The sequence below is a fragment of the Geodermatophilus africanus genome (assembly GCF_900107105.1).
Lineage (GTDB): Bacteria > Actinomycetota > Actinomycetes > Mycobacteriales > Geodermatophilaceae > Geodermatophilus > Geodermatophilus africanus.
Genome location: NZ_FNOT01000014.1, coordinates 60,823 through 82,032 on the forward strand (window position 1 = coordinate 60,823; position 21,210 = coordinate 82,032).

General features: G+C 74.9%; 21 protein-coding genes and 1 pseudogene. 17 read left to right on the forward strand and 5 right to left on the reverse strand.

Annotated features, from left to right (window positions below):
- Positions 1 to 10: 10 nt before the first annotated feature.
- Together dnaJ and BLW63_RS20455 are read left to right on the forward strand one after the other, a co-directional pair.
- Positions 11 to 1,135: a molecular chaperone DnaJ gene (gene dnaJ, locus BLW63_RS20450; RefSeq protein ID WP_091160468.1), complete on the forward strand. Its 1,125-nt coding sequence runs from the start codon at positions 11 to 13 to the stop codon at positions 1,133 to 1,135.
- Between the two features lie 55 nt (positions 1,136 to 1,190).
- Entirely contained in the window at positions 1,191 to 1,958 is a 768-nt protein-coding gene (locus BLW63_RS20455; RefSeq protein ID WP_091160470.1) for a 16S rRNA (uracil(1498)-N(3))-methyltransferase, read from the forward strand.
- A 108-nt stretch (positions 1,959 to 2,066) separates the two neighbouring features.
- Here the strand turns inward: BLW63_RS20455 and BLW63_RS20460 are convergent, their stop codons facing one another.
- The 3 genes from BLW63_RS20460 to BLW63_RS20470 are packed head-to-tail and all read right to left on the reverse strand — an operon-like array spanning position 2,067 to position 5,358.
- A complete protein-coding gene (locus BLW63_RS20460) occupies positions 2,067 to 3,680 on the reverse strand; it encodes a PhnE/PtxC family ABC transporter permease (protein ID WP_091160474.1) in 1,614 nt (537 codons plus the stop codon).
- The gene (locus tag BLW63_RS20465; RefSeq protein WP_091160607.1) at positions 3,677 to 4,423 is read right to left on the reverse strand and encodes a phosphonate ABC transporter ATP-binding protein; all 747 of its coding nucleotides are present in this window, start codon (positions 4,421 to 4,423) and stop codon (positions 3,677 to 3,679) included. The genes BLW63_RS20460 and BLW63_RS20465 overlap by 4 nt, the downstream gene beginning before the upstream one ends.
- Positions 4,420 to 5,358, reverse strand: coding sequence for a putative selenate ABC transporter substrate-binding protein (locus BLW63_RS20470; RefSeq protein ID WP_091160610.1), 939 nt, complete (start codon positions 5,356 to 5,358; stop codon positions 4,420 to 4,422). The genes BLW63_RS20465 and BLW63_RS20470 overlap by 4 nt, the downstream gene beginning before the upstream one ends.
- Positions 5,359 to 5,646: 288 nt before the next feature.
- Here BLW63_RS20470 and BLW63_RS20475 point away from each other — a divergent pair, with 288 nt between their 5' ends.
- The 5 genes from BLW63_RS20475 to BLW63_RS20495 all read left to right on the forward strand — a co-directional run bounded on the left by BLW63_RS20475 (position 5,647) and on the right by BLW63_RS20495 (position 10,890).
- Positions 5,647 to 6,825, forward strand: coding sequence for an ABC transporter substrate-binding protein (locus tag BLW63_RS20475; RefSeq protein ID WP_091160475.1), 1,179 nt, complete (start codon positions 5,647 to 5,649; stop codon positions 6,823 to 6,825).
- 139 nt (positions 6,826 to 6,964) lie between these two features.
- Positions 6,965 to 7,840 carry a branched-chain amino acid ABC transporter permease gene (locus tag BLW63_RS20480; protein WP_091160476.1) on the forward strand — a complete coding sequence of 292 codons (876 nt, stop codon included), beginning with the start codon at positions 6,965 to 6,967 and terminating at the stop codon, positions 7,838 to 7,840.
- The gene (locus tag BLW63_RS20485; RefSeq protein ID WP_091160478.1) at positions 7,840 to 9,660 is read left to right on the forward strand and encodes a branched-chain amino acid ABC transporter ATP-binding protein/permease; all 1,821 of its coding nucleotides are present in this window, start codon (positions 7,840 to 7,842) and stop codon (positions 9,658 to 9,660) included. Before BLW63_RS20480 ends, BLW63_RS20485 begins: the two co-directional genes overlap by 1 nt.
- Entirely contained in the window at positions 9,657 to 10,388 is a 732-nt protein-coding gene (locus BLW63_RS20490; protein WP_091160480.1) for an ABC transporter ATP-binding protein, read from the forward strand. The genes BLW63_RS20485 and BLW63_RS20490 overlap by 4 nt, the downstream gene beginning before the upstream one ends.
- Positions 10,389 to 10,530: 142 nt before the next feature.
- Positions 10,531 to 10,890 carry a histidine triad nucleotide-binding protein gene (locus BLW63_RS20495; protein ID WP_170856886.1) on the forward strand — a complete coding sequence of 120 codons (360 nt, stop codon included), beginning with the start codon at positions 10,531 to 10,533 and terminating at the stop codon, positions 10,888 to 10,890.
- Between the two features lie 114 nt (positions 10,891 to 11,004).
- On the opposite strand, the pseudogene BLW63_RS29030 reads toward BLW63_RS20495, so the two are convergent.
- Positions 11,005 to 11,424 (reverse strand): annotated as a pseudogene (locus BLW63_RS29030) (TspO/MBR family protein); the annotation flags it as partial.
- On the opposite strand from BLW63_RS29030, the gene BLW63_RS20505 reads away from it, so the two are divergent.
- From BLW63_RS20505 to BLW63_RS20525, 5 genes are all read left to right on the forward strand, one after another.
- The gene (locus BLW63_RS20505) at positions 11,399 to 12,217 is read left to right on the forward strand and encodes an enoyl-CoA hydratase/isomerase family protein (protein ID WP_091160615.1); all 819 of its coding nucleotides are present in this window, start codon (positions 11,399 to 11,401) and stop codon (positions 12,215 to 12,217) included. The pseudogene BLW63_RS29030 and the gene BLW63_RS20505 overlap by 26 nt on opposite strands.
- A 186-nt stretch (positions 12,218 to 12,403) precedes the next feature.
- The gene (locus BLW63_RS29035) at positions 12,404 to 14,536 is read left to right on the forward strand and encodes a PhoH family protein (RefSeq protein WP_244522695.1); all 2,133 of its coding nucleotides are present in this window, start codon (positions 12,404 to 12,406) and stop codon (positions 14,534 to 14,536) included.
- A gap of 5 nt (positions 14,537 to 14,541) precedes the next feature.
- Complete coding sequence (gene ybeY, locus BLW63_RS20515; protein ID WP_091160483.1) at positions 14,542 to 15,045, forward strand: rRNA maturation RNase YbeY; 504 nt, start codon at positions 14,542 to 14,544, stop codon at positions 15,043 to 15,045.
- Positions 15,042 to 16,427: a hemolysin family protein gene (locus BLW63_RS20520; RefSeq protein WP_091160486.1), complete on the forward strand. Its 1,386-nt coding sequence runs from the start codon at positions 15,042 to 15,044 to the stop codon at positions 16,425 to 16,427. The genes ybeY and BLW63_RS20520 overlap by 4 nt, the downstream gene beginning before the upstream one ends.
- An 89-nt stretch (positions 16,428 to 16,516) precedes the next feature.
- The gene (locus BLW63_RS20525) at positions 16,517 to 16,846 is read left to right on the forward strand and encodes a cytidine deaminase (RefSeq protein ID WP_091160488.1); all 330 of its coding nucleotides are present in this window, start codon (positions 16,517 to 16,519) and stop codon (positions 16,844 to 16,846) included.
- Positions 16,847 to 17,086: 240 nt separating this feature from the next.
- Here the strand turns inward: BLW63_RS20525 and BLW63_RS20530 are convergent, their stop codons facing one another.
- Positions 17,087 to 17,683: a hypothetical protein gene (locus BLW63_RS20530; RefSeq protein WP_091160491.1), complete on the reverse strand. Its 597-nt coding sequence runs from the start codon at positions 17,681 to 17,683 to the stop codon at positions 17,087 to 17,089.
- A gap of 67 nt (positions 17,684 to 17,750) precedes the next feature.
- Here BLW63_RS20530 and era point away from each other — a divergent pair, with 67 nt between their 5' ends.
- The 5 genes from era to BLW63_RS20555 all read left to right on the forward strand — a co-directional run bounded on the left by era (position 17,751) and on the right by BLW63_RS20555 (position 21,132).
- Positions 17,751 to 18,677: a GTPase Era gene (gene era / locus BLW63_RS20535; protein ID WP_091160494.1), complete on the forward strand. Its 927-nt coding sequence runs from the start codon at positions 17,751 to 17,753 to the stop codon at positions 18,675 to 18,677.
- Complete coding sequence (gene recO / locus BLW63_RS20540; protein WP_091160497.1) at positions 18,677 to 19,468, forward strand: DNA repair protein RecO; 792 nt, start codon at positions 18,677 to 18,679, stop codon at positions 19,466 to 19,468. The genes era and recO overlap by 1 nt, the downstream gene beginning before the upstream one ends.
- Before the next feature lies 1 nt (position 19,469).
- Entirely contained in the window at positions 19,470 to 20,222 is a 753-nt protein-coding gene (locus BLW63_RS20545; protein ID WP_244522696.1) for an isoprenyl transferase, read from the forward strand.
- Between the two features lie 127 nt (positions 20,223 to 20,349).
- Positions 20,350 to 20,646 (forward strand): antibiotic biosynthesis monooxygenase family protein, encoded by a 297-nt coding sequence (locus BLW63_RS20550; RefSeq protein WP_091160502.1) that lies wholly within the window; start codon positions 20,350 to 20,352, stop codon positions 20,644 to 20,646.
- Positions 20,647 to 20,718: 72 nt separating this feature from the next.
- Positions 20,719 to 21,132, forward strand: a complete 414-nt coding sequence (locus tag BLW63_RS20555; protein ID WP_139263705.1) for a hypothetical protein — start codon at positions 20,719 to 20,721, stop codon at positions 21,130 to 21,132.
- Positions 21,133 to 21,210: the final 78 nt, after the last annotated feature.

Consider the following 21,210-nt stretch of genomic DNA (forward strand, 5'->3'; position numbering starts at 1 on the left):
AGACTTCTCGATGGCAACCGACTACTACGGCGTGCTGGGCCTGGCCCGCGGAGCCTCCGACAACGAGATCAAGAAGGCCTACCGTCGGCTGGCCCGGGACCTGCACCCGGACGTCAACCCCGACCCCGGGGCCAAGGAGCGCTTCCAGGAGGTCAGCCGCGCCTACCAGGCGCTGACCGACCCGGAGAAGCGCCGCATCGTCGACCTCGGCGGCGACCCCTTCGACAACGGCGCGGGCGCCGGGGCCGGCGGGTTCGGCGGAGCGGGGTTCGGCGGGCTCGGCGACATCATGGATGCCTTCTTCGGCGGCGGGGCGACCACGCGCGGCCCGCGCAGCCGGGTGCGCGCCGGCGGCGACGCGCTCATCCGGCTCGACCTCGACCTCGACGAGACGGTGTTCGGGACCACCAAGGACATCACCGTCGACACCGCCGTCCTCTGCGACTCCTGCACCGGAGCCGGCACCGCGCCCGGCACCCACCCGACCACCTGCGTGACCTGCTCGGGCCGCGGCGAGGTGCAGAGCGTGCAGCGCTCCTTCCTCGGCCAGGTCGTGGCCACCCGCCCGTGCCCGACCTGCGCCGGCACCGGCCAGGTCATCCCCGAGCCCTGCCCCAAGTGCGGCGGCGACGGCCGGGTGCGGGCCCGGCGGACGATCCCGGTCAAGGTCCCGGCCGGTGTCGAGGACGGCATGCGCATCCGGCTCACCGGCCACGGCGAGGTCGGCCCCGGCGGCGGGCCCGCGGGCGACCTGTACGTGGAGATCGCCGAGCGGCCGCATGACGTCTTCACCCGGGACGGCGAGGACCTGCACTGCCGGGTCACCCTGCCGATGACGGCCGCCGCGCTGGGCACCACCCTGACCCTCGACACCCTCGACGGGCAGGAGGAGGTCGACATCCGGCCGGGCACCCAGTCGGGCAGCGTGCTGACCCTGCGCGCCAAGGGGGCGCCGCGGTTGCGTGCCACCGGCCGCGGCAACCTGATGGTGCACGTGGAGGTCGAGACGCCGACCCGGCTGGACGCCGAGCAGGAGAAGCTGCTGCGCGAGCTGGCGTCGCTCCGCGGCGAGGACCGCCCGGCCGCCGCCGGTGCCGAGGGACACGGCGGGCTCTTCTCCCGGCTGTTCAAGTGAGCTCGCTCCTGCCCGGGGCGTCGCCGCGGCCGACGAGCGCCGGCGGGGAGCGCGCATGAGCACCGTCCCCGCCGACGACCGGCTGCCCGAGCTCGACGGCGCCCCGCTGTTCCTGCTCGACGAGCTGCCCGACACCGCCGACCTGTTGGTCGGCGGCGCCGAGGGCCGGCACGCCGTCGACGTGCTGCGGCTGACGCCGGGCGAGCGGGTGCGCGTGGGCGACGGCCGCGGCACCGTCACCGAGGGGGAGGTGGTCGCCGCCGGGCCGCAGGGCCTGCAGGTGCGGGTCTCCGCCCGCCACGAGGTGCCGCCGCCGGCCCTGGAGCTGGTGCTGGTGCAGGCGCTGCCCAAGGGCGAGCGCGGCCCGCTGGCCGTCGAGCTGGCCACCGAGCTCGGTGTCGACCGGATCGTGCCGTGGGCGGCCTCGCGCTGCGTGACCCGCTGGCGGGAGGACCGGGCGGCCAAGGGGGTCGCCAAGTGGCGTGCCGCGGCCCGGGCGGCCAGCAAGCAGTCCCGCCGTCCGCGGGTGCCCGAGGTCACCGACGTGCTGACCACCCGCCAGGTGTGCGGCGCGCTGGCCGACGTCGACCTGGCGCTGGTGCTGCACGAGCAGGCCCGCCACCCGATGGCGCGCGTCGAGCTGCCGTCGTCCGGGTCGATCGCGGTGGTCGTGGGTCCCGAGGGCGGGCTCAGCGACGGCGAGGTGGTCGCGCTCAATGCGGCCGGCGCCCGTCCGGTGCGGCTGGGCCCGGAGGTGCTGCGCACCTCGACCGCCGGCGCCGCCGCCCTCGCCGCCCTCTCCATCCGCACCCGCTGGCGATGACGAGCGCCTGACGACGATCAGCTGAGCTGATCGTCGCGGGTCCTGGCTCAGCACCGGTCGTGAGCCAGGACCCGGAACGCTGAGCCAGGACGGCCACCGGGGCCACCCTCAGCGCAGGGCGGCGCGGGCGCGGTCGCTGACCACGTCCACCGCCCAGGTGAGGACGACGACCGCGACGAGCACCGTCGTGACCGCGGCCCAGTCGAAGGTCGCCAGCTCCGACGCGAGCAGCGCGCCGAGCCCGCCGGCGCCCAGCAACCCGATCAGCACCGTGTCGCGGACGGCCACCTCCCACCGGTACAGGGCGTGGGCCAGCACCGGCCCGGCCGCCCGCGGCAACACCGCGTACAGCCACGCGGCCGCCGGCCGGGCGCCCAGCGCGGCCAGCGCCGCCCGCGGCCGGGAGTCGAGCTCCTCGGTGGTCTCCGCCGCCAGCCGGCCCAGCACCCCCAGCGTGTGGACGCCGAGCGCCAGCGCGCCGGGCAGCACGCCCGGCAGCAGCAGGAAGAGCAGCACCAGCGCCCACACCGGCGCGGGCACCGCGCGCAGCAGGAGCAGCCCGCCCCGGAGCAGCGCCCCCGCGCCCCGGCGTCCGGGGGAGGACCGCCCGGCCGGCCGCGCCGCGGGGCCGGCCAGCAGCACGGCACCCAGCAGCGCGACGGCGATGGCGATGACCGACACCTGCACCGTGTCGACCGCCGACGCCGCGACCGCGCGCAGCAGGCCGCCGTCGGTCGCCGGAGGCCAGGCCGCGCGCAGCACGTGAGCGAGCTGAGTGACGGTCCGGTCAGACACCAGCGACGCCGGCGACAGCGCCAGGTACCAGCACGCCCACGCCAGGAGGACGACGGTGCCGGCGACGGCAGCGGCCAGCACGCGGTCCCGCCGGCCGGACGACGGCGGCGCGGCCAGCCGACGGCGCACTCCCCGCCCGGCGACCTCGGCGGCCAGGCAGAGCAGCGACAGCGCGTAGACCGCGCTCCACACCTGCTCCCAGCGCAGCGACGCGAACGACAGCGCCAGCTCGTAGCCCAGCCCGCCGGCGCCCACCATGCCCAGGACGACGGCCGAGCGGACCGCGCACTCCAGCCGGTAGAACGCGTAGGAGAGCAGCCCGCCCGCGGCCGGTGGCAGCAGCCCGTAGAGCGCCGCCGACGTCCGCCCGGCCCCTGCGGCCCGCAGCGCCCGGTACGCCCCGCGCGGGGCCTCGTCGACCAGGTCGGCGAACACCTTGGCGGTCACCGCGCCGTAGGGCAGCCCGATCGCCAGCACCGCCACCCACGGGTCCAGGCCCAGCACGTTGACCAGCAGCAGGCCCCACACCGCCTCGTGCAGCCCCCGCGGGACGGCGAGCACGCCGCGGGCGGCCAGCCAGCCGGCGCGGCGGCGTCCCCACGTGGTACGCGAGACCAGCACCGCGCCGGCAGCGCCGAGGGCGAGCGCCAGTGCGGTGCCGGCCGCGGCGTGGGCCACGGTGACCAGCGCGGACCGGGCGAGGACGCCGAGGAACGCCGCGTCGACCGCCGGGTCCAGCGCCGCGGCGGCGAACCGGCCGAACTGCGCCGTCCCGCCGGGGTTGAACACGTCGCCGCTGAACAGCCCGGCGCCGGCCAGCGACCAGGCCAGCACCCCCGCGGCACCGAGGCCCCACGCCCAGCGGCGCCGGTCCCGCCGCAGCGGCGGAGCGGCCGGCCGCACCTGCCGGTCGAGCTCCAGCGTCACGTCGCCGCCCCGTAGAGCTCCGCGAGGTCGGCGGCCGACAGGGCGGTCACCGGGGCGTCGAGCACCACCCGGCCACCGGCCAGCCCCACCACCCGGTCGCAGTGCCGCCGCACCAGCCCGGCGTCGTGCAGCGCCGCGACCAGCGCGCCGCCGCGGGTCCGCGCCGGCTCGCCGAGCAGCGCCAGCGCCCGGTCGGCGAGCACCGGGTCGAGGGCGGACGCCGGCTCGTCGGCCAGCACCAGATCGGGCTGCTGGACCAGCAGGCGTGCGATGGCCACCCGCTGCCGCTGGCCGCCGGAGAGCCGCTCGGTGCGCTCGAAGACGCGGTCGGCCAGGCCCACCCGCGCCAGCGCGGCCAGCACCTCCGGCAACCCCTGCGGGCGCACCAGCGACCAGGCCGCCCGGGCCGCCGACCAGGAGGCCAGCCGGCCGGCGTTGACGTCGTGCACCACGCGCAGCCGGCCGACCAGCTCCAGCGACTGGTGCACGGTGCCCACCCGCGCCAGCAGCCGGTGGCGGTCCCGACCGGACAGCGCCGCGGGGTCGGCGCCCAGCACCCGCACGGTGCCGGCGGTGGGCGACACCGTGCCGTTGGCGAGCGCGAGCAGCGTGGACTTGCCGGCTCCGGAGGCGCCGACGAGGGCGACCCGCTCGCCGGGGCCGACCGCCAGGTCGACACCGGCCAGCGCCGTCGTCCCGCCGTACCGGACCGTGACACCGTCCAGCCGCAGGACGGCGGTCAGCTGACCAGCCCCAGCTCGCGGCCGATCTCCTCGATCCGGTCGTGGTCCGACGGCCGCACCGGGACGAACCCGCCCGCGCCGAAGAGATCGAGCACCGGGGAGCCGGCGGGCAGGCCGGTGAAGAAGTCGACCAGCCGGTCCCGGAGGTCGGGGACGCCGGTCCGCCCGGCGGTCTGCGGGCCGAGCAGCCAGTGGTAGTCGGCGTACGGCGGGCTCTCGGCGTAGCGCACGACCGCCGGGTCGACCGCGCCCTCCTCGCTGCGGGCGCGCCAGACCTGCGAGTTGAGCACCCCGGCCTGGTAGCTGCCGGAGGCGACCAGCGCGAGCGTCGCGTCGTGCGAGCCGGAGAAGCCGGGGCCGCCGGGGAAGCCCTGCGGGTCGACGCCGGCCTCGCGCAGGAACCACGCGGGCATCAGCCGGCCCGACGTCGAGGTCTCGCTGCCGTAGGTGAACCGCAGCGGCGCCAGCGCGGTCAGGTCGTCGGACGGCGCCAGTCCGGTGCTCGCGTTGACCACGAACGCCGAGGTGAAGGCCGCGTCGATGTCGCGCTGGGCGACCGGCTCGGCGCCCGGGGTCTGCAGCCGGGCCTGGACGCCGGTGAGCCCGCCGAACCAGACGAGGTCGAGGTCGCCGGTGCGGAAGAGGGAGACGGCGGCGGCGTAGTCGGTGACCGGCGTGTACCGGACCTCGAGGCCGAGCGCCGTGGCCAGCGCGTCGGCGACGGTGCCGTGGAGGCGCTGCAGGACCTCGGGGTCCTGGTCGGGGATGGCGCCGACGCGCAGCGCGCCGGAGGAGGTGACGGCGGCGGATCGGCCGCAGCCGGGGAGGCCGGCGACGAGGGCGGCACCCGCGGCGAGGAAGGAACGACGGGACAGCGGGGGGAGGAGGGACCGGCTTCCGGGGCCACCCGACCGGGCGACGCGACGGGTGCTCACTACGTCCTCGGGTGGGGGACGGGCACGGGACACCTCCGGGGTCGGGGACGGGTCCCCATCCTGTACCGGCTGCGGCGCCGCCGCGGCCCGGGGCTCGGCCGGCGCCAGGGTCACGTTCTGGGCACGGTGCCCCCGCCCGCGGCGGACCACCGCGCGCGGGTGCCTACTGTGTCGGCTGCCAGTCGCCGGCCGCACACCGGCCGGCCACACGACGTCCGTGCGACAGCGCGCCGGACCCGGCCGCCCGCGGGCCGCGGCGGGGCCGTCGTGCACAACCAGGGGAGAGACATGCGCGTTCCACTCAGCACCGCCGCCGCGGCCGCCGCGGCGGTCCTCCTCCTCGCCTCCTGCGGCTCCGGCGACGGGGGTGACAGCGGCGCGGCCGCCTCCGGTGAGCTCTCCGGTGAGGGCAGCGGGGACTCCTGCACCATCGAGGCCGAGGTGCCCATCGGCGCCGTGCTGAGCCTGACCGGCGCCGCGGCGAGCTACGGCGAGTCGCAGCAGCGGGGGCTGGACCTGGCCGCCGCGCAGCTGGCCGAGAAGGGCGGCGTCACCTACGACCTGCGGATCGAGGACGACCAGACCGACCCGCGCCAGGGCATCACCCTGTTCGACCAGTTCGTGTCCGACGGCGTGAGCCTGATCATCGGTCCCACCCTGTCCAACGCCGCGGTGCAGGCCGACCCGATCGCCCAGGAGGCGGGGGTCCCGGTGCTGGGCATCTCCAACACCGCCGCCGGCGTCACCGAGATCGGCGACTACGTCTTCCGGAACTCGCTCACGGAGCAGGCGGTGATCCCGCAGACCATCGCCACGGCCACCGAGGAGTACGGGCTGCAGGACGTGGTCGTGATGTACAGCAACGACGACGCGTTCACCGAGTCCGGCTACGAGGCCTTCGCCGCCGCCCTGGAGGAGCAGGGCGTCACGGTGAGCGAGACGATCACCTTCTCCAAGGCCGACACCGACTTCCGCGCCCTGCTGACCCAGGCCCAGCAGAGCGACCCCGACGCGCTCGTCGTCTCCGCGCTGATCGAGGCCGCGATCCCCCTGGTGACACAGGCCCGTGAGCTGGGCATCGACGTGCCGATCATCGGCGGCAACGGGTTCAACAACCCGCGCCTGATGGCCGACGCCGGTCAGGCGGCCGAGGGCGTCGTCGTCGGCGCCGCCTGGAACTCCGCCTCCGACAACCCGGAGAACGCCGCCTTCCTGGCGGACTTCGCGGCCGAGTACGACTCCCAGCCCGACCAGTTCGCCGCCCAGGCCTACGCCGGCCTCATGCTCGTCGACCAGGCCGTCCGCGCCAACTGCGCCGCCGACCGGGAGAGCATCAAGCAGGCGCTCGGCGAGTTGGAGAACGTCCCGACCGTGCTCGGGGAGTTCTCCATCGACGAGAACCGGGACGCCGTCCACCCGGCCGTCGTGCAGATCGTCCAGAACGGCACGTTCGCCGTCCTGGAGTGAGCCGGACGTCCCCTCCGGCCGGGTGGACCGGCCGGAGGGGACTCTCGGTACCTTCCGCGAGCGGGGACCCGGTGCACCCGGTCCCCGCGCGGGACCCCGGCGGGCCGGGGTCTGCAGACACGATCAGACAGGGACGGCTGTGCAGCAGCTCCTCAACGGCATCTTCATCGGTTCGATCTACGCCCTGTTCGCCATCGGCTTCACCCTGGTCTTCGGGATCCTGGACCGGCTCAACCTGGCGCACCCCGCGGTCTTCGCCGCCTCGGCGTTCGTGGGCATCGAGCTGGTCGAGCGGGGTGGGCTGTCGCTGTGGGCGGCGCTGCCGATCGTGTTCGTCTTCGGCGCGGTGCTCGGCCTGGTGATCGAGCGGCTGGCGTTCCGCCCCCTCAAGGGCAGGGCCGACGCCCACTTCGCCGGGCTGATCTCCTCGATCGCCCTCGCCGGGATGCTCATCGCGCTGCTGCAGTGGCGCTACGGCCCGGACACCCGCCGGTTCCCGGCCGGCTCGTTCCCCGAGACCCGGTTCGAGGTCGTCGGCGCGCAGGTGACCCTGGCCCAGGTGGTCATCCTCGCCGTCTCCCTCACGCTCATGGTCGGGCTGACCTACATGGTCACCAGGACCCGCCTGGGCCGCGGCATGCGCGCCGTCGCGGAGAACCCGACCGCGGCCCGCGTGCTCGGCGTCAACGTCGACCGGATCACCGCCGTCACGTTCGCCATCTCCTCCGCGCTGGGGGCGGTCGCCGGCGTGCTGTTCGCCATCAACGTGAACACCGCCCAGCTCGGTATGGGCGCGGCCATCGAGCTCAAGGGGCTGGCCGTCATCATCGTCGGCGGCATGGGGTCGCTGCCCGGTGCGCTCATCGGCGGCCTCGTGCTGGGGCTGGCCGAGGTGTTCGCCGTCCAGTACATCGGATCGTCCTGGCGCGACGTGATCGCGTTCGGGCTGCTGTTCCTGATCCTCCTGGTGCGCCCGCAGGGTCTGCTCGGCGCCCGGAGGGTCCGGGAGGTCTGATGCTCGCCCAGTACGCCACCACGCTGACCTTCATCGCCCTCGGGGCGATCTTCGCCTACTCGTTCTACGCCGTCCTGATCGCCGGGCAGCTGAGCCTCGGCCAGGCCGGGTTCGCCTCCCTGGCCGCCTTCTCGGCGGCCTCCCTCGCCCCCAGCGGGGACGACGTCGGCGACGTGCCCGCGCTGCTGGCCGCCGTCGTCATCGGCATGGCGGTCGGCGCTCTCGCCGCCGTCGTGCTCGGCCTGCCGACCATGCACCTGCGGGGTGTGTTCCTCGCCATCGCCACGCTCGGGTTCGCCGAGGCGGTGCGCGTCGTGCTGCTCAACCAGGAGTGGACCGGCGGTGCCCAGGGACTCGCGGTGCCCCGCATCCTGACCGTCGGCACGGCCTGGACCGTGCTGGCCGTCGTCGCGTACTGGTTCTGGCGGATGGGACGGTCGCGCTACGGCCGAGCACTGGAGGCGATCCGCGAGGACGAGCTCGCGGCCCGCTCGATGGGCATCGACGTGGGCCGGCACCGCCTGGCCGCGTTCATCACCGCCGGCGCGGTGGCCGGCCTGTACGGCGTGCTCTTCGCCTACTACGTGCGCCTGATCGCGCCCAACGACTTCGACTTCACGGCCGCCGTCGAGGGTCTGGTCACGGCGGTGGTCGGCGGCTCCACGATGTTCGTCGGCCCGGTCCTGGGCAGCGGGTTCCAGACGATGGTCCCCGAGATCCAGCGCGCGGTCGGGGTGGAGGCCGGCTGGATCCGTCCCTTCCTCGCCGGCCTGCTGCTGCTCGTGGTGATCCTCTTCCTGCCGGGTGGGCTGGCCAGCCTGATCCCGCGACGCACCCGCGTCCCGTCGATGTCGGGGGCCGACCCCGTGCCGGGCCTGGCCGCCCGCCGGCACCCCGCCGCCGGCGAGACGGTGGTCAGCCTGACGGGCCTGGCCAAGGAGTACGGCGGGGTGCACGCCGTCCGGGGCATCGACCTGGAGATCCGCAGCGGCGAGGTCGTGGGCCTGATCGGCCCGAACGGGGCGGGCAAGACCACCCTGGTGAACATGATCAGCGGCCTGGTGCCGCCCAGCTCGGGCAGCGCCACGGTCCTGGGGACGACGATCGGGCGGACCCCCGTGCACCGGGTGGCGGCGGCCGGTGTGAGCCGCACCTTCCAGCACTCCAAGTTGTTCAACCGGCTGTCCGCGCTGGAGAACGTGCTCGTGGGTGCGCACCTGGTCAGCCGCCCCACCTTCCTGCGCCGCCTGCTGTGGCTGCCCTCGGCCCGGCGCGACGAGCGGGCGGCCCTGGTGCACGCCGCCCGCTGCCTGGAGCGGGTGGGGCTGAGCGACCTGGCCGGGAACCGGGCGTCGTCGCTGTCCTACGGCGACCAGCGCCGGCTGGAGATCGCCCGGGCGCTCGCCTCCGAGCCGTCCCTGCTGATCCTGGACGAGCCGGCGGCCGGCATGAACCACGTCGAGGCGGCGAGGCTGTCCGAGCTCATCCGGTCGCTGGCCCGGGACGGCTTGACGATCCTGTTCATCGAGCACAACGTCGGCATGGTCCTGGAGACCTGCACGCGGGTCGTCGTCCTCGACTTCGGCGAGGTCATCGCCAGTGGGTCGCCGGCGGAGATCGCTGCCGATCCCGCCGTCATCGAGGCCTACCTCGGTACGGCCGACGACGAGGCGGACGGCCGGTCGATCGCCGACGGGACCCTGACCGACCCGACCGGGGCCGGCGGGGCCGTCGCCGCGCCGGGTGCCGTCACCAACGTGGACCCGAGCGCGGCCGGCACGCTCGACCTCCCGGACACCACCCCGAGGAACGCGACATGAGCAACCCCATCCTGAGCGTGGAGGACCTGCGGGTCAGCTACGGGCGGGTCGAGGCCGTCCGCAGGGTCTCCTTCGCCGTCGACCAGGGCTCGCTGGTGACCCTGGTCGGGGCCAACGGTGCCGGGAAGTCCTCGGTCATCAACGCCGTCTCGGGCATCCTGCGGCCGGCCGGCGGGCGGATCACCTTCGAGGGACGCGACGTGACCCGGACGCCGGCCCACAAGCTCGTGGGCCGCGGGCTGGTGCAGGTCCCCGAGGGCCGGCAGATCCTGGCCACGCTCACCATCGAGGAGAACCTCCGGATGGGCGCGTGGCACACCGGCGGGACCGCTCAGCGGTCCATCGACGCCGTGTACGACCGCTTCCCGGTACTCGCCGAGCGCCGTGCCCTGCCCGCCGGTGCGCTCTCCGGCGGCGAGCAGCAGATGCTCGCCATCGCCCGGGCCCTGGTGGCCGCGCCGACGGTCATGCTCATGGACGAGCCCTCCATGGGGCTCGCCCCCAAGATCGTCGACGAGGTGTTCCGGGTGATCGGGGAGATCCGGGCGTCGGGCACCACCGTGGTGCTCGTCGAGCAGAACGCCCGCCGGGCGCTCCGCGCCGCCGACCACGGCTACGTGCTGCAGAGCGGCGAGGTCGTCCACTCCGGCCCGGCGGCCGGGCTGCTCGCCGACGAGCGCATCGTGCAGGCGTACCTGGGGGTCGAGACCACACCCCGCCAGCGGTGACGCCACGCCCCCGTCCCGGGCAGGCCCCGTCCAGAGGCTCGCCGTGAGCCTGCGAACGATGAGGAGGACGGGCGGCCCTGTCCCGGGGCCCGCCCCGAGCGTGCGAGGGGTGGGGAGGACAGGGTCCTTCTAGGGTCGACGAGTGACCGACTGCCTCTTCTGCCGCATGGTCGCCGGCGAGATCCCCGCCGACGTCGTGCACGAGACCGACCGGACGTTCGCCTTCCGGGACATCAACCCGCAGGCGCCCACCCACGTGCTCGTGGTGCCCAAGAGCCACCACCCGACGGTGGCCGCGCTGGCGCACGCCGACCCCGACCTGCTGGGCGCGGTCGTCCGCGCGGCGGAGGCGGTCGCCCTGCAGGAGGGCCTGGCCACCGAGGACGGCGTCGAGCCCGGCTACCGGGTCGTCACCAACACCGGCCCCGCGGCCGGGCAGACCGTCCACCACGTGCACCTGCACGTGCTGGGCGGCCGCGACCTGCGCTGGCCGCCCGGCTGAGTCGGGCTCAGCGCGGGTTGCGACGGGCGATCGCCGCGGTGAGCGCCGCCGCGAACGAGGTCCACGCCGCGCAGGGGACCAGCGCCGCGCCGGCCCGGCGGCGACCGCCCAGGACCGGCGGGCGAGGTCAGCCGTGGACGCGGCCAGGAGCACCGCCTCCGCGGTGGCGGCCGCCGGTCGCCGGGCGCGGGGGAACAGCCAGGTCCAGCCGGCGTTGAGCGCCAGGTTGGCCAGGTAGGCCCGCAGGTACGCGCGTCGCGCCCGCCCGCCGGACCCCGCGAGCGACCGGCCGCCGGCGAGGGCGAGCAGGACGTACAGCGCCGTCCACACCGGGCCGAAGGCGGCCGCCGGCGGCTTGTCGAGGCCGCGGCACCAGTGGGTGCCGGGAGCCGCGCCGATCCCGCCGAGGACGGCCGTGGCGGTCACGGCGGCCGAGGTCAGCGCGTACGGGAGGCGGTCGGTCATGCGGCCGTGGGTACCCCGCTGCGGCGTCTGCCAGGCTGCGGCCATGACCGATCCCGCGCCCGTCCGCATCGAGCGGGACGGCGACGTCGCCGTCGTCGTCCTGGACTCCCCGCCGCTGAACCTCTTCGACGCCCCGGTGTTCGACGCGATCGAGGCGGTCGCCGACGAGCTGGTCCGGCTCACCGACCCGGCCGACCCCGCGCGGGCCCGGGCGGTACTGGTCGAGGCGCGCGGCAGGGTGGTCTCCGGCGGGGTCGACGTCACGGTGTTCCGGGACATCGCCCAGGGCCCCGAGCCCGCCGAGCGCGGCGCGGAGCTCTGGCGGCGGCTGCTGCGGGTGGCGCAGACGTTCGAGGACCTCCCGGTGCCCACCGTGTTCGCCGCGCACGGGCTGACCCTCACCGCCGCGTTCGAGCTGGCGCTGGCCTGCGACATCCTGCTCGCGGCGGAGCGGGCGTCGTTCGGGCTGGTCGAGATCGTCGTCGGGCTGACCCCGTCCATGGGCGGGCCGCAGCGGCTGGCCGAACGGGCCGGGTCCGCGCGCGCCAAGGAGCTCGTCCTCACCGGCGAGCGCTACCCGGCCGCCGTCCTCGAGCGGTGGGGCGTGGTGAACCGGGTGCTGCCCGACGACGGCTTCGCCGAGGCCGCCCGCGCCTACGCACACCAGGTCGCGGCCGGCCCGACCGTGGCGCACGCGGCCACGAAGCAGCTGGTCACCACCGCCGTCCGGCAGGGCGCGCGGGCCGCGGACGACCTGGTGCCCGCCGTCTCCGGCGCGCTCTTCGCCACCGAGGACCTGCGCGGTGCGGTGGACTCCTTCCTCGCCGACGGACCGGGGAAGGCGACCTACTCGGGGAGGTGAGCGGTCGCCCGGACGGCGGTTCCGGGACTGCGCGCGCGGGTAGACTCGGGCAGGTCCGCACCTCCTCTCGCAGGAAGGCAGGGTCGAGGGTTCTTGCCCGACTCCTCCTCGAACGTCCCCGTGCCCGGAGCGCCCACCTCGCGTGAGGCCTCGGCACAGGCCGCAGCGGCGGACGGCCATCTCGGCGTGCCCGCCCAGTCCGGTAGCGGTCTGGGCGACGCCTCCACCGCCGTCCGGACGACCATCACCGTCCCCGACTCCGTCCCGATGGTGTCGTTGCTCGGCTCCGGCGACGAGCTGCTGCGCCTGGTCGAGAACGAGGTCGACACCGACGTGCACGTGCGCGGCAACGAGATCGCGGTGACCGGCCAGCCGGCCGACAACGCCTTCGCCGTCGCGGTGTTCGACGAGCTGATCGCGCTGCTGGGCACCGGCCAGTTGCTGCGCCCGGACTCGGTGCGCCGGGTCATCGGGATGCTGCGCGCCGGCGGCTCGGAGCGGCCGGCCGACGTCCTCAGCCTCGACATCATCAGCCGTCGCGGGCGCACGATCCGGCCCAAGACGCTGAACCAGAAGCGTTACGTCGACGCCATCGACGCGCACACCATCGTGTTCGGCATCGGCCCCGCCGGCACCGGCAAGACCTACCTGGCGATGGCCAAGGCCGTACAGGCGCTGCAGACCAAGCAGGTCAACCGGATCATCCTCACCCGCCCGGCCGTCGAGGCCGGCGAGCGGCTCGGGTACCTGCCCGGCACGCTCAGCGAGAAGATCGACCCGTACCTGCGGCCGCTGTACGACGCGCTGCACGACATGGTCGACCCGGAGTCCATCCCGCGGCTGATGCAGTCCGGGACCATCGAGGTCGCGCCGCTGGCCTACATGCGCGGACGCGCTCAGCCCTACGACGCCCAGGTGCTCACCCCGGCCGGCTTCGTGCCGGTCGGCACGCTCCGGGTCGGTGACCTGGTCATCGGTTCCGACGGCACGCCCACGCCGGTGCTCGGCGTCTACCCGCAGGGCCGCAAGGAGGTCTACCGCGTCGCCACCCAGGACGGCGCGTGGACGCTGGCCTGTGGCGAGCACCTGTGGACCGTCACCACGCCCGAGGACCGTCGTCGCGGGAAGACGCGCACGCTCGAGACCCAGGAGATGGTCGGTCGGCTGCGACGCGGCGGCATCCACCGGTACGAGCTCCCGCTCGTCGAGCCGGTGCACTTCGAGCCACAGGACGTGCCGCTCGACCCGTACGCCCTCGGCCTGCTGCTCGGCGACGGTTGCCCGACGACCTCGACGACCCCGGCGTTCGCCACGGCGGACCCCCAGCTGGTCGCCGCCCTGGAGTCCGCGCTCGACGGGATCACGGTGCGTCAGAAGTCCGGGTACGACTACGTCCTGCACCACGAGGACGGTGGTCGCGGCGGCCTGCGGATCGCCAACCCGGTGACCGCGGCCCTGCGCCGGCTGGAGCTGGCGGGGACGACGTCCGCCACGAAGTTCGTCCCTGAGCCGTACCTGCACAACTCTGCGGCGGTCCGCACCGCGGTGCTGCAGGGACTGCTCGACTCGGACGGCGGACCGGTGGTGCAACGGGGTCGGACCTGCCGTATCCAGTACACGACGACCTCACCTGGGCTCAAGGACGGCGTCACGTTCCTGGTCCGTTCGCTCGGCGGGGTCGTCCACTCGCGCGTCCGCGCGGCGGCGGGTCGTCGTCCGGGTCGTGCGCAGGGACGACCCGTGGAGTACCGGGAGGACGCCTACGTCCTCGACATCCGACTCCCCGCCGGTGTGCAGCCGTTCCGATTGGAGCGGAAGCGTCAGGTCTACGACGCCGCGGGCGGAGGCCGGCCGATGCGCTTCCTCGACAGCATCGAGCCGGTGGGCGAGCAGGAGACCCTGTGCATCCAGGTGGCGGCCCAGGATTCGCTGTACGTGACGGACGACTTCCTCGTCACGCACAACACCCTCAACGACGCGTTCGTCATCCTCGACGAGGCGCAGAACACCACCGCCGAGCAGATGAAGATGTTCCTCACCCGGCTCGGCTTCGGCTCCAAGATCGTGGTCACCGGCGACGTCACCCAGGTCGACCTGCCCGGCGGCGCGCAGAGCGGGCTGCGGATCGTGCGGGAGATCCTCGACGGCATCGAGGACGTGCATTTCGCGAACCTGACCAGCGCCGACGTCGTACGCCACCGGCTGGTCGGCGACATCGTCGACGCCTACGAGCGCTGGGACTCCGCGAACAACCAGCGCCCGGCGGCGACCCAGCAGCAGCCGGCGCGCCCGGCGCGACCGCGCCGCCAGGGGAGCTGACCGCCGTGCCCGTCGAGGTCGCCAACGAGTCCGAGATCGCCGTCGACGAGTCCTCCCTCGCCGCCATCTGCACGTACGTGCTGGGCGAGATGGGCGTGAACCCGATGGCCGAGCTGTCGGTGCTCTGCGTCGACCCGGACTACATGAGCACGCTGCACGAGCGCTGGATGGGGGAGAAGGGGCCCACCGACGTCCTCGCCTTCCCGATGGACGAGCTGGACACCGGCCGCCCCGACGAGCCCGACCCCGGCCCGGCCCTGCTCGGGGACGTCGTGCTGTGCCCCTCGGTGGCCATCAAGCAGGCCCGCGCGGCCGGCCACACGATGGACGACGAGCTGGTCCTGCTCGCCACGCACGGCGTGCTGCACCTCCTGGGCTACGACCACATGGAGCCCGAGGAGGAGAAGGAGATGTTCGGCCTGCAGACCAAGCTGCTCGACGGCTGGCGCGCCGCCCCACGGGCCCCGATGACCGGCGCAGCCGTCCCCCGGGGACCGGTCGACCGATGACCTCCGGCGAGATCACCCTGCTGGTGATCGCCGTCTGCCTGATCCCGCTCGCCGGCCTGTTCGGCGCGATGGAGGCGGCTCTCCAGCGGGTGTCCAAGGCGCGCGTGGACGAGCTGCGCCGGGACGGCGTCCAGCGGGCCGGCGTGCTCTCCGACGTCGTCGCCGAGCGGGCCCGGCACGTGGCGCTGCTGCTCCTGCTGCGGATCGCCTGCGAGATGGTGGCCGCCACCCTGGTCGCGGTCATCCTCTACCGGATCTGGGGCGGGGGCTGGCAGGCGGTGCTGGTCGCGGCCGGGGTGATGACCGTCGTCAGCTACGTGCTGGTCGGCGTCGGCCCACGCACGCTCGGCCGCCAGCACGCCTACGGCACGGCGCTGGCCTGCGCCGGCGTGGTCCGGCTGCTGGGCCGGGTGCTCGGGCCCATCGCCACGCTGCTCATCCTGATCGGCAACATGATCACGCCCGGCCGCGGCTTCCGCGACGGGCCGTTCTCCTCCGAGGTCGAGCTGCGCGAGCTGGTCGACATGGCCGAGGAGCGCGGCGTCGTCGAGTCCGGCGAGCGCAACATGATCCACTCGGTCTTCGAGCTGGGCGACACCATCGCCCGCGAGGTCATGGTGCCGCGCACCGACGTCGTCTGGATCGAGCGGACCAAGACCCTCCGTCAGGCGCTCGCGCTGGCCATGCGCAGCGGGTTCAGCCGGATCCCGGTCATCGGCGAGAACGTCGACGACGTCGTCGGCGTCATCTACCTCAAGGACCTCATCCGCCGGACCCAGGGCGGGCAGGACCCGAGGAACACGGTGCGGGTCGAGGACCTCATGCGTCCGCCGACGTTCGTGCCGGAGTCCAAGCCGGTCGACGAGCTGCTGCGGGACATGCAGGCCCAGCGCATCCACATCGCGATCGTGGTCGACGAGTACGGCGGCTTCGCCGGGCTAGTGACGATCGAGGACATCCTCGAGGAGATCGTCGGCGAGATCGCCGACGAGCACGACCGCTTCCAGCGCCCGCCGGTCGAGCAGTTGGACGACGGCTCGGTGCGGATCACCGCCCGGCTGCCGGTCGAGGACCTCGCCACGCTCTTCGACGTCGAGTTGCCCGAGGACGACGACGTGGAGACCGTCGGCGGCCTGCTCGCCCGTGAGCTGGGCGTGGTGCCGATCGAGGGCTCCGAGGCCGAGGTGGCCGGACTGCGCCTGGTCGCCGAGAGCACCGGCGGACGGCGCAACCGGATCGACACCCTGCTGGTGTGCCGGGTGCCCGAGGAGGCCGAGCCCGCCGAGGCCGAGGAGCCCCCGGCGCACGGGGCCACGGCCTCCGGCGCGACCGCGTCGGGCGCCACCCGTGTCGAGGAGCCCGCCGGCGCCGTGGAAGGGTGAGGTCCCGTCCGCGACCGAGCTCGCGAGGTCGCGCGAGGACACGGCACCCATGGGTCACGAGCCCGACGAGCGTCAGCGAGGATGGGCGCGTGACCCTGGACCCCGAGGACGCCAAGCTCGTCACCCTGGCCCGCTCCGCGCGCGGCCGCACCGGCGCTCCGGAGGGCGCGGCGGTCCGCGACACCGACGGCCGCACCTACCTGGCCGCCACCGTCGCCCTGCCCTCGCTGCGGCTGTCCGCGCTGCAGGCTGCCGTCGCCGCCGCCGTCTCCAGCGGGGTCGAGGGGCTGGAGGCGGCCGCCGTCGTCTCGGCCGCCGACGCCGTCGAGGAGGCCGGGCTGGCCGCCGTCCGCGACCTCACCCCGTCCGCCTCCGTGCTGCTCGCCGGCCCGGACGGAGCCCTGCGCACCACCGTCTGAGGAAGGATTCCCTCCTCCACCGTAGAAGGGCCCTGTCCTCCTCGGGACGGGCCGGCGGCGGGACCCTGCAGCGGGCCGGCGGCGTGACCCGCCGTCCTCCACCCCTGCCCACACCGGGAAGCAGGGGTGGAGCGTCGCGGGGACGACCCCGGGCAGGTGTCCTCCCGCCGTCCTCCACCCCTGCTTACAGGTGGAAGCAGGGGTGGAGGTTCGCCGGGACGACCTGGTGCGTCGCCCGTCTCAGCCCAGCGGCCGGCCGAGGGCCTCGGCGAACGCCTCCGGGTCACGGACGCGCGTGGTGAACGCCTGCTCCATCGTGCCGTCGTCCGACAGGTGCCGGACAGCGACAGGCGTCCGCCCAGGCCACCAGCCCCCGCGCCGGGCGGCCCCCGGCCAGTCCGCCGGCGGGGTGCCACGGCGCACCTCCAGCACCTGGCTGACGCCGAGCACGTGCCGGGACGACGCCCCGAGCAGGCCGGCGACGTCGGAGGAGACCCCGGCGTCCGAGACGGTCAGCCGGGTCGTCGACAGGACGAGGACGGCCAGCCCGGCGAGGACGGCGACCGGTGCCTCACCGGCCACGGTCGACGGGCCACCGACCCAGGCAGCGGTGCCGAGCCAGGCCGCGACGACGGCCAGCACCGTGACCACCAGCCACGGCCGCGCCGGGTCGTACTGCCAGTAGCGCAGCGGCGCGGGTGTCACCGTGGCCGAGCGGCGGGTCCCGCGTGCCGGGGAGAAGCGGTACGCCTCGACCTGCAGCAGGTGCCGCTGACGCTCACGCGCCGTCCGCTCGGCCGCCGACCCGGCCGGCTGCTGCCGTCTGCGTCCCGCCACGGACCCGAGTCTCCCAGCCGTCCCGCACGGCACGGGCGACGCGGGGGTGTCGTCCCCGGGTGGGAGGATGGCGGGCGTGACACCACCGGACCAGCCGCCGTACCGGAGCGGTTTCGCCTGTCTGGTGGGCCGCCCCAACGCGGGCAAGACCACGCTGACCAACGCCCTGGTCGGCGAGAAGGTCGGCATCGTCAGCAACCGCCCGCAGACCACCCGGCACGCCATCCGCGGCGTCGTCCACCGGCCCGGCGGGCAGCTGGTGCTGGTCGACACCCCGGGCCTGCACAAGCCGAAGAGCCTGCTGGGCCGCCGGCTCAACGACGTCGTCCGCGACACCCTGTCCGAGGTCGACGTCGTCGTCTTCTGCGTGCCGGCCGACCAGCCCGTCGGCACCGGCGACTGGTTCATCGCCCGCCAGCTGCGGGAGGTGCGGGCGCCGGTCGTCGTCGTGGTGACCAAGACCGACGCGGCGTCGAAGAAGCAGGTCGCCGAGCAGCTGCTCGCGGCCAGCCAGCTGGTCGAGGCCGCCGAGGTGGTGCCGGTGAGCGCCGTGCGCGGCGACCAGGTCGAGCTGCTCGAGGACCTGCTCGTCGGCCTGCTGCCGGAGGGCCCGCCGCTCTACCCGGAGGAGCAGACCACCGACGAGGACGTCGAGCGGCAGATCGCCGAGCTGGTCCGCGAGGCCGCCCTGGAGAAGGTGTTCCAGGAGGTACCGCACTCACTGGCCGTCACCATCGAGGAGATGACCCGCCGTCCCGACCCCAAGCGGGACGGCGCCGAGCTGGTCGAGGTCCACGCGCTGCTGCACTGCGAGCGCCCCAGCCAGAAGCCGATGCTGCTCGGCCGCGGCGGGCAGGTCATCAAGGCGATCGGCAGCGAGGCGCGCCCGGGCATCGAGGCGCTGCTCGGCGCCCGCGTGCACCTGGACCTGCACGTGACGGTGCTCGGCGAGTGGCAGGACGACCCCAAGAAGCTCAACCGGCTGGGGTACTGATGTCGAACACCCCGAAGTCGCTGTACCGCGACGAGGGCGTCGTGCTGCGCACCCAGAAGCTGGGCGAGGCCGACCGCATCGTCACGGTGCTCACCCGCCGGCACGGCAAGGTGCGCGCCGTGGCCAAGGGCGTGCGCCGCACCAAGAGCAAGTTCGGCGCCCGGCTGGAGCCGTTCAGCCACGTCGACCTGCAGCTCTACACCGGACGCACCCTCGACATCGTCAGCCAGGCCGAGTCGATCCGCGCCTACGGCCAGGCGATCGTGGCCGACTACCCGGCCTACACCGCCGGCACCGCGGTGCTCGAGACCGCCGACCGGCTGACGGCCGAGGAGAGGGAGCCCTCGCTGCGGCTGTTCCTCCTCGTCATCGGGGCGCTGCGGGCCCTGTCCGAGCGCACCCACCCGGCTCCGCTGGTGCTCGACGCCTTCCTGCTGCGCGCCATGTCGGTCGCCGGCTGGGAGCCGGCGCTCGGCGGCTGCGCCCGCTGCGGTGAGGAGGGCCCGCACCGGCACTTCTCGGTGCCCGCCGGCGGCATGGTGTGCCCGCCCTGCCGGCCGACCGGCTCGGCGATGCCCAACCCGGCCACCGTCGAGCTGCTCGACGCGCTGCTGACCGGCGACTGGGACGCCGCCGAGGCCAGCCAGAACGCCAACCGCCGTGAGGGCAGCGGGCTGGTCGCCGCGCTGCTGCAGTGGCACCTGGAACGCGGGCTGCGCTCGCTGCCGCTGGTCGACCGGTCCGATCCGACGGCCCCGCGCCGGGGAGCAGGTCTGCTGAGTGAGGCGTGAGGTGAAGGCCCCGAACCCGCACCCCTCGGGCGTCCGACCCCCGCAGCTGCCGCCGGACCGGGTGCCCGGCCACGTCGCCATCGTGATGGACGGCAACGGCCGCTGGGCCAAGCAGCGCGGGCTGCCGCGCACCGCCGGGCACGAGGCGGGGGAGTCCTCGCTGTTCGACTGCGTCGAGGGCGCCATCGAACTGGGCGTCAGGGCGATCAGCGCCTACGCGTTCTCCACCGAGAACTGGCGGCGCAGCCCCGAGGAGGTCCGCTTCCTCATGGGCTTCAACCGCGACGTCATCCGCCGGCGCCGCGACGAGATGCACGAGCTGGGGGTGCGGGTGCGCTGGGCGGGCCGCCGTCCGCGGCTGTGGCGCAGCGTCATCAAGGAGCTCGAGGTCGCCGAGGAGCTCACCCGGGACAACGACGTCCTCACGCTGACCATGTGCGTCAACTACGGCGGCCGGGCCGAGATCGCCGACGCCGCCGCGGCCATCGCCCGCGAGGTCGCCGCCGGCCGGCTCGACCCCGGCAAGGTCGACGAGGGCACCGTCGCCCGGTTCCTCGACGAGCCCGACATGCCCGACGTCGACCTGTTCGTGCGCAGCTCGGGGGAGAACCGCACCAGCAACTTCCTGCTGTGGCAGTCGGCCTACGCCGAGTTCGTCTTCCTCGACACGCTGTGGCCGGACTTCGACCGCCGGCACCTGTGGGCCGCGTGCGAGGAGTACGCCTCGCGGCAGCGCCGCTTCGGCAGCGCGTGAGAAAGGACCCCGTCCTCCCCACCCTTCGAAAAGGAACCCCTGCCCCCCGCCACTCGCAGGCTCGCGGCGGGACCCTGCAGGGGGCCAGCGGGGCCCGGGACGGGGCCGCACCAAGAGGAGGCTGATCGTGTTCGCCGTGACCCGGCTGCGGGTGTCCGAGGCCGACGCCGGCGCGCTTCCCGCCGCCGTCGACGTCCTGCTGGCCGCGCTCGCCGCCCGCCCCGGCTTCCGGGACGGCGAGCTGGGCCGCTGCACCGACGACGACGGCCTGTGGGCGCTGGTCACCCGGTGGGACGGCGTCGGCGCCTACCGCCGGGCCCTGTCCGCGGCCGAGGTGAAGCTCGCCGGCGCGCCCGTGTGGGTGCACGCGCTCGACGAGCCGGGGGTCTACCTGCCCCAGGAGGAGCGGCCGCCCGGCGGGTGAGCCCCCGCCGGGGTGGGCACCCAACGTGGCAGCCGGTGCAGCGCCCGGCTCCACGAGCACGGAGGACGCGCGATGAGCCAGCCCAGACGGGACGACGCCGCACCCGCGGCGTCCGCGGAACCCACCAGGCCGGTGCCGGCCCCTCCGCTGCCCGGTCGAGCGGTGCGCGAGCAGCTCGCGCGCGGCGAGCTCGCCACGCCACCGGTCCGCCCGGACGAGCAGACCGTGCACCTCGACGGCCCGGCGCCGAGGGAGCCCGACCGCACCCTCGAGCTCGACGGCACGCTGCGGGCCGGCGTCGTCGTCGGGCCGAAGCCCAGGCCGCGGCGACGCCGGCGCACCTGGCCGTGGATCCTCGCCGTCGCGCTCGTGCTGCTCGTCCTCGGCGGGGTCCTGATGGTCATGCTGTGGCGGGGGGCGACCATCGAGGGCGACGTGCAGCTCCTCGCCGCGCAGCTGCGGCTCGACGGGGTGGTCCCCCGCTGACCTCCGCCGCTGCCCCGCACCGTGGGCAGCGGACGAGGTCGCGCGCAGGGGAGTCGGCCGGGCGGCGCGGGAGCGACC

Coding starts and splice junctions, on each gene's coding strand:
- BLW63_RS20475 (WP_091160475.1), top strand. CDS start 5,647: ATGCGCGTTCCACTCAGCACCGCCGCCGCGGCCGCCGCGGCGGTCCTC.
- dnaJ (WP_091160468.1), top strand. CDS start 11: ATGGCAACCGACTACTACGGCGTGCTGGGCCTGGCCCGCGGAGCCTCC.
- BLW63_RS20555 (WP_139263705.1), top strand. CDS start 20,719: ATGAGCCAGCCCAGACGGGACGACGCCGCACCCGCGGCGTCCGCGGAA.
- recO (WP_091160497.1), top strand. CDS start 18,677: ATGTCGAACACCCCGAAGTCGCTGTACCGCGACGAGGGCGTCGTGCTG.
- BLW63_RS20485 (WP_091160478.1), top strand. CDS start 7,840: ATGCTCGCCCAGTACGCCACCACGCTGACCTTCATCGCCCTCGGGGCG.
- BLW63_RS20505 (WP_091160615.1), top strand. CDS start 11,399: ATGACCGATCCCGCGCCCGTCCGCATCGAGCGGGACGGCGACGTCGCC.
- BLW63_RS20490 (WP_091160480.1), top strand. CDS start 9,657: ATGAGCAACCCCATCCTGAGCGTGGAGGACCTGCGGGTCAGCTACGGG.
- BLW63_RS20455 (WP_091160470.1), top strand. CDS start 1,191: ATGAGCACCGTCCCCGCCGACGACCGGCTGCCCGAGCTCGACGGCGCC.
- BLW63_RS20520 (WP_091160486.1), top strand. CDS start 15,042: ATGACCTCCGGCGAGATCACCCTGCTGGTGATCGCCGTCTGCCTGATC.
- era (WP_091160494.1), top strand. CDS start 17,751: ATGGCGGGCGTGACACCACCGGACCAGCCGCCGTACCGGAGCGGTTTC.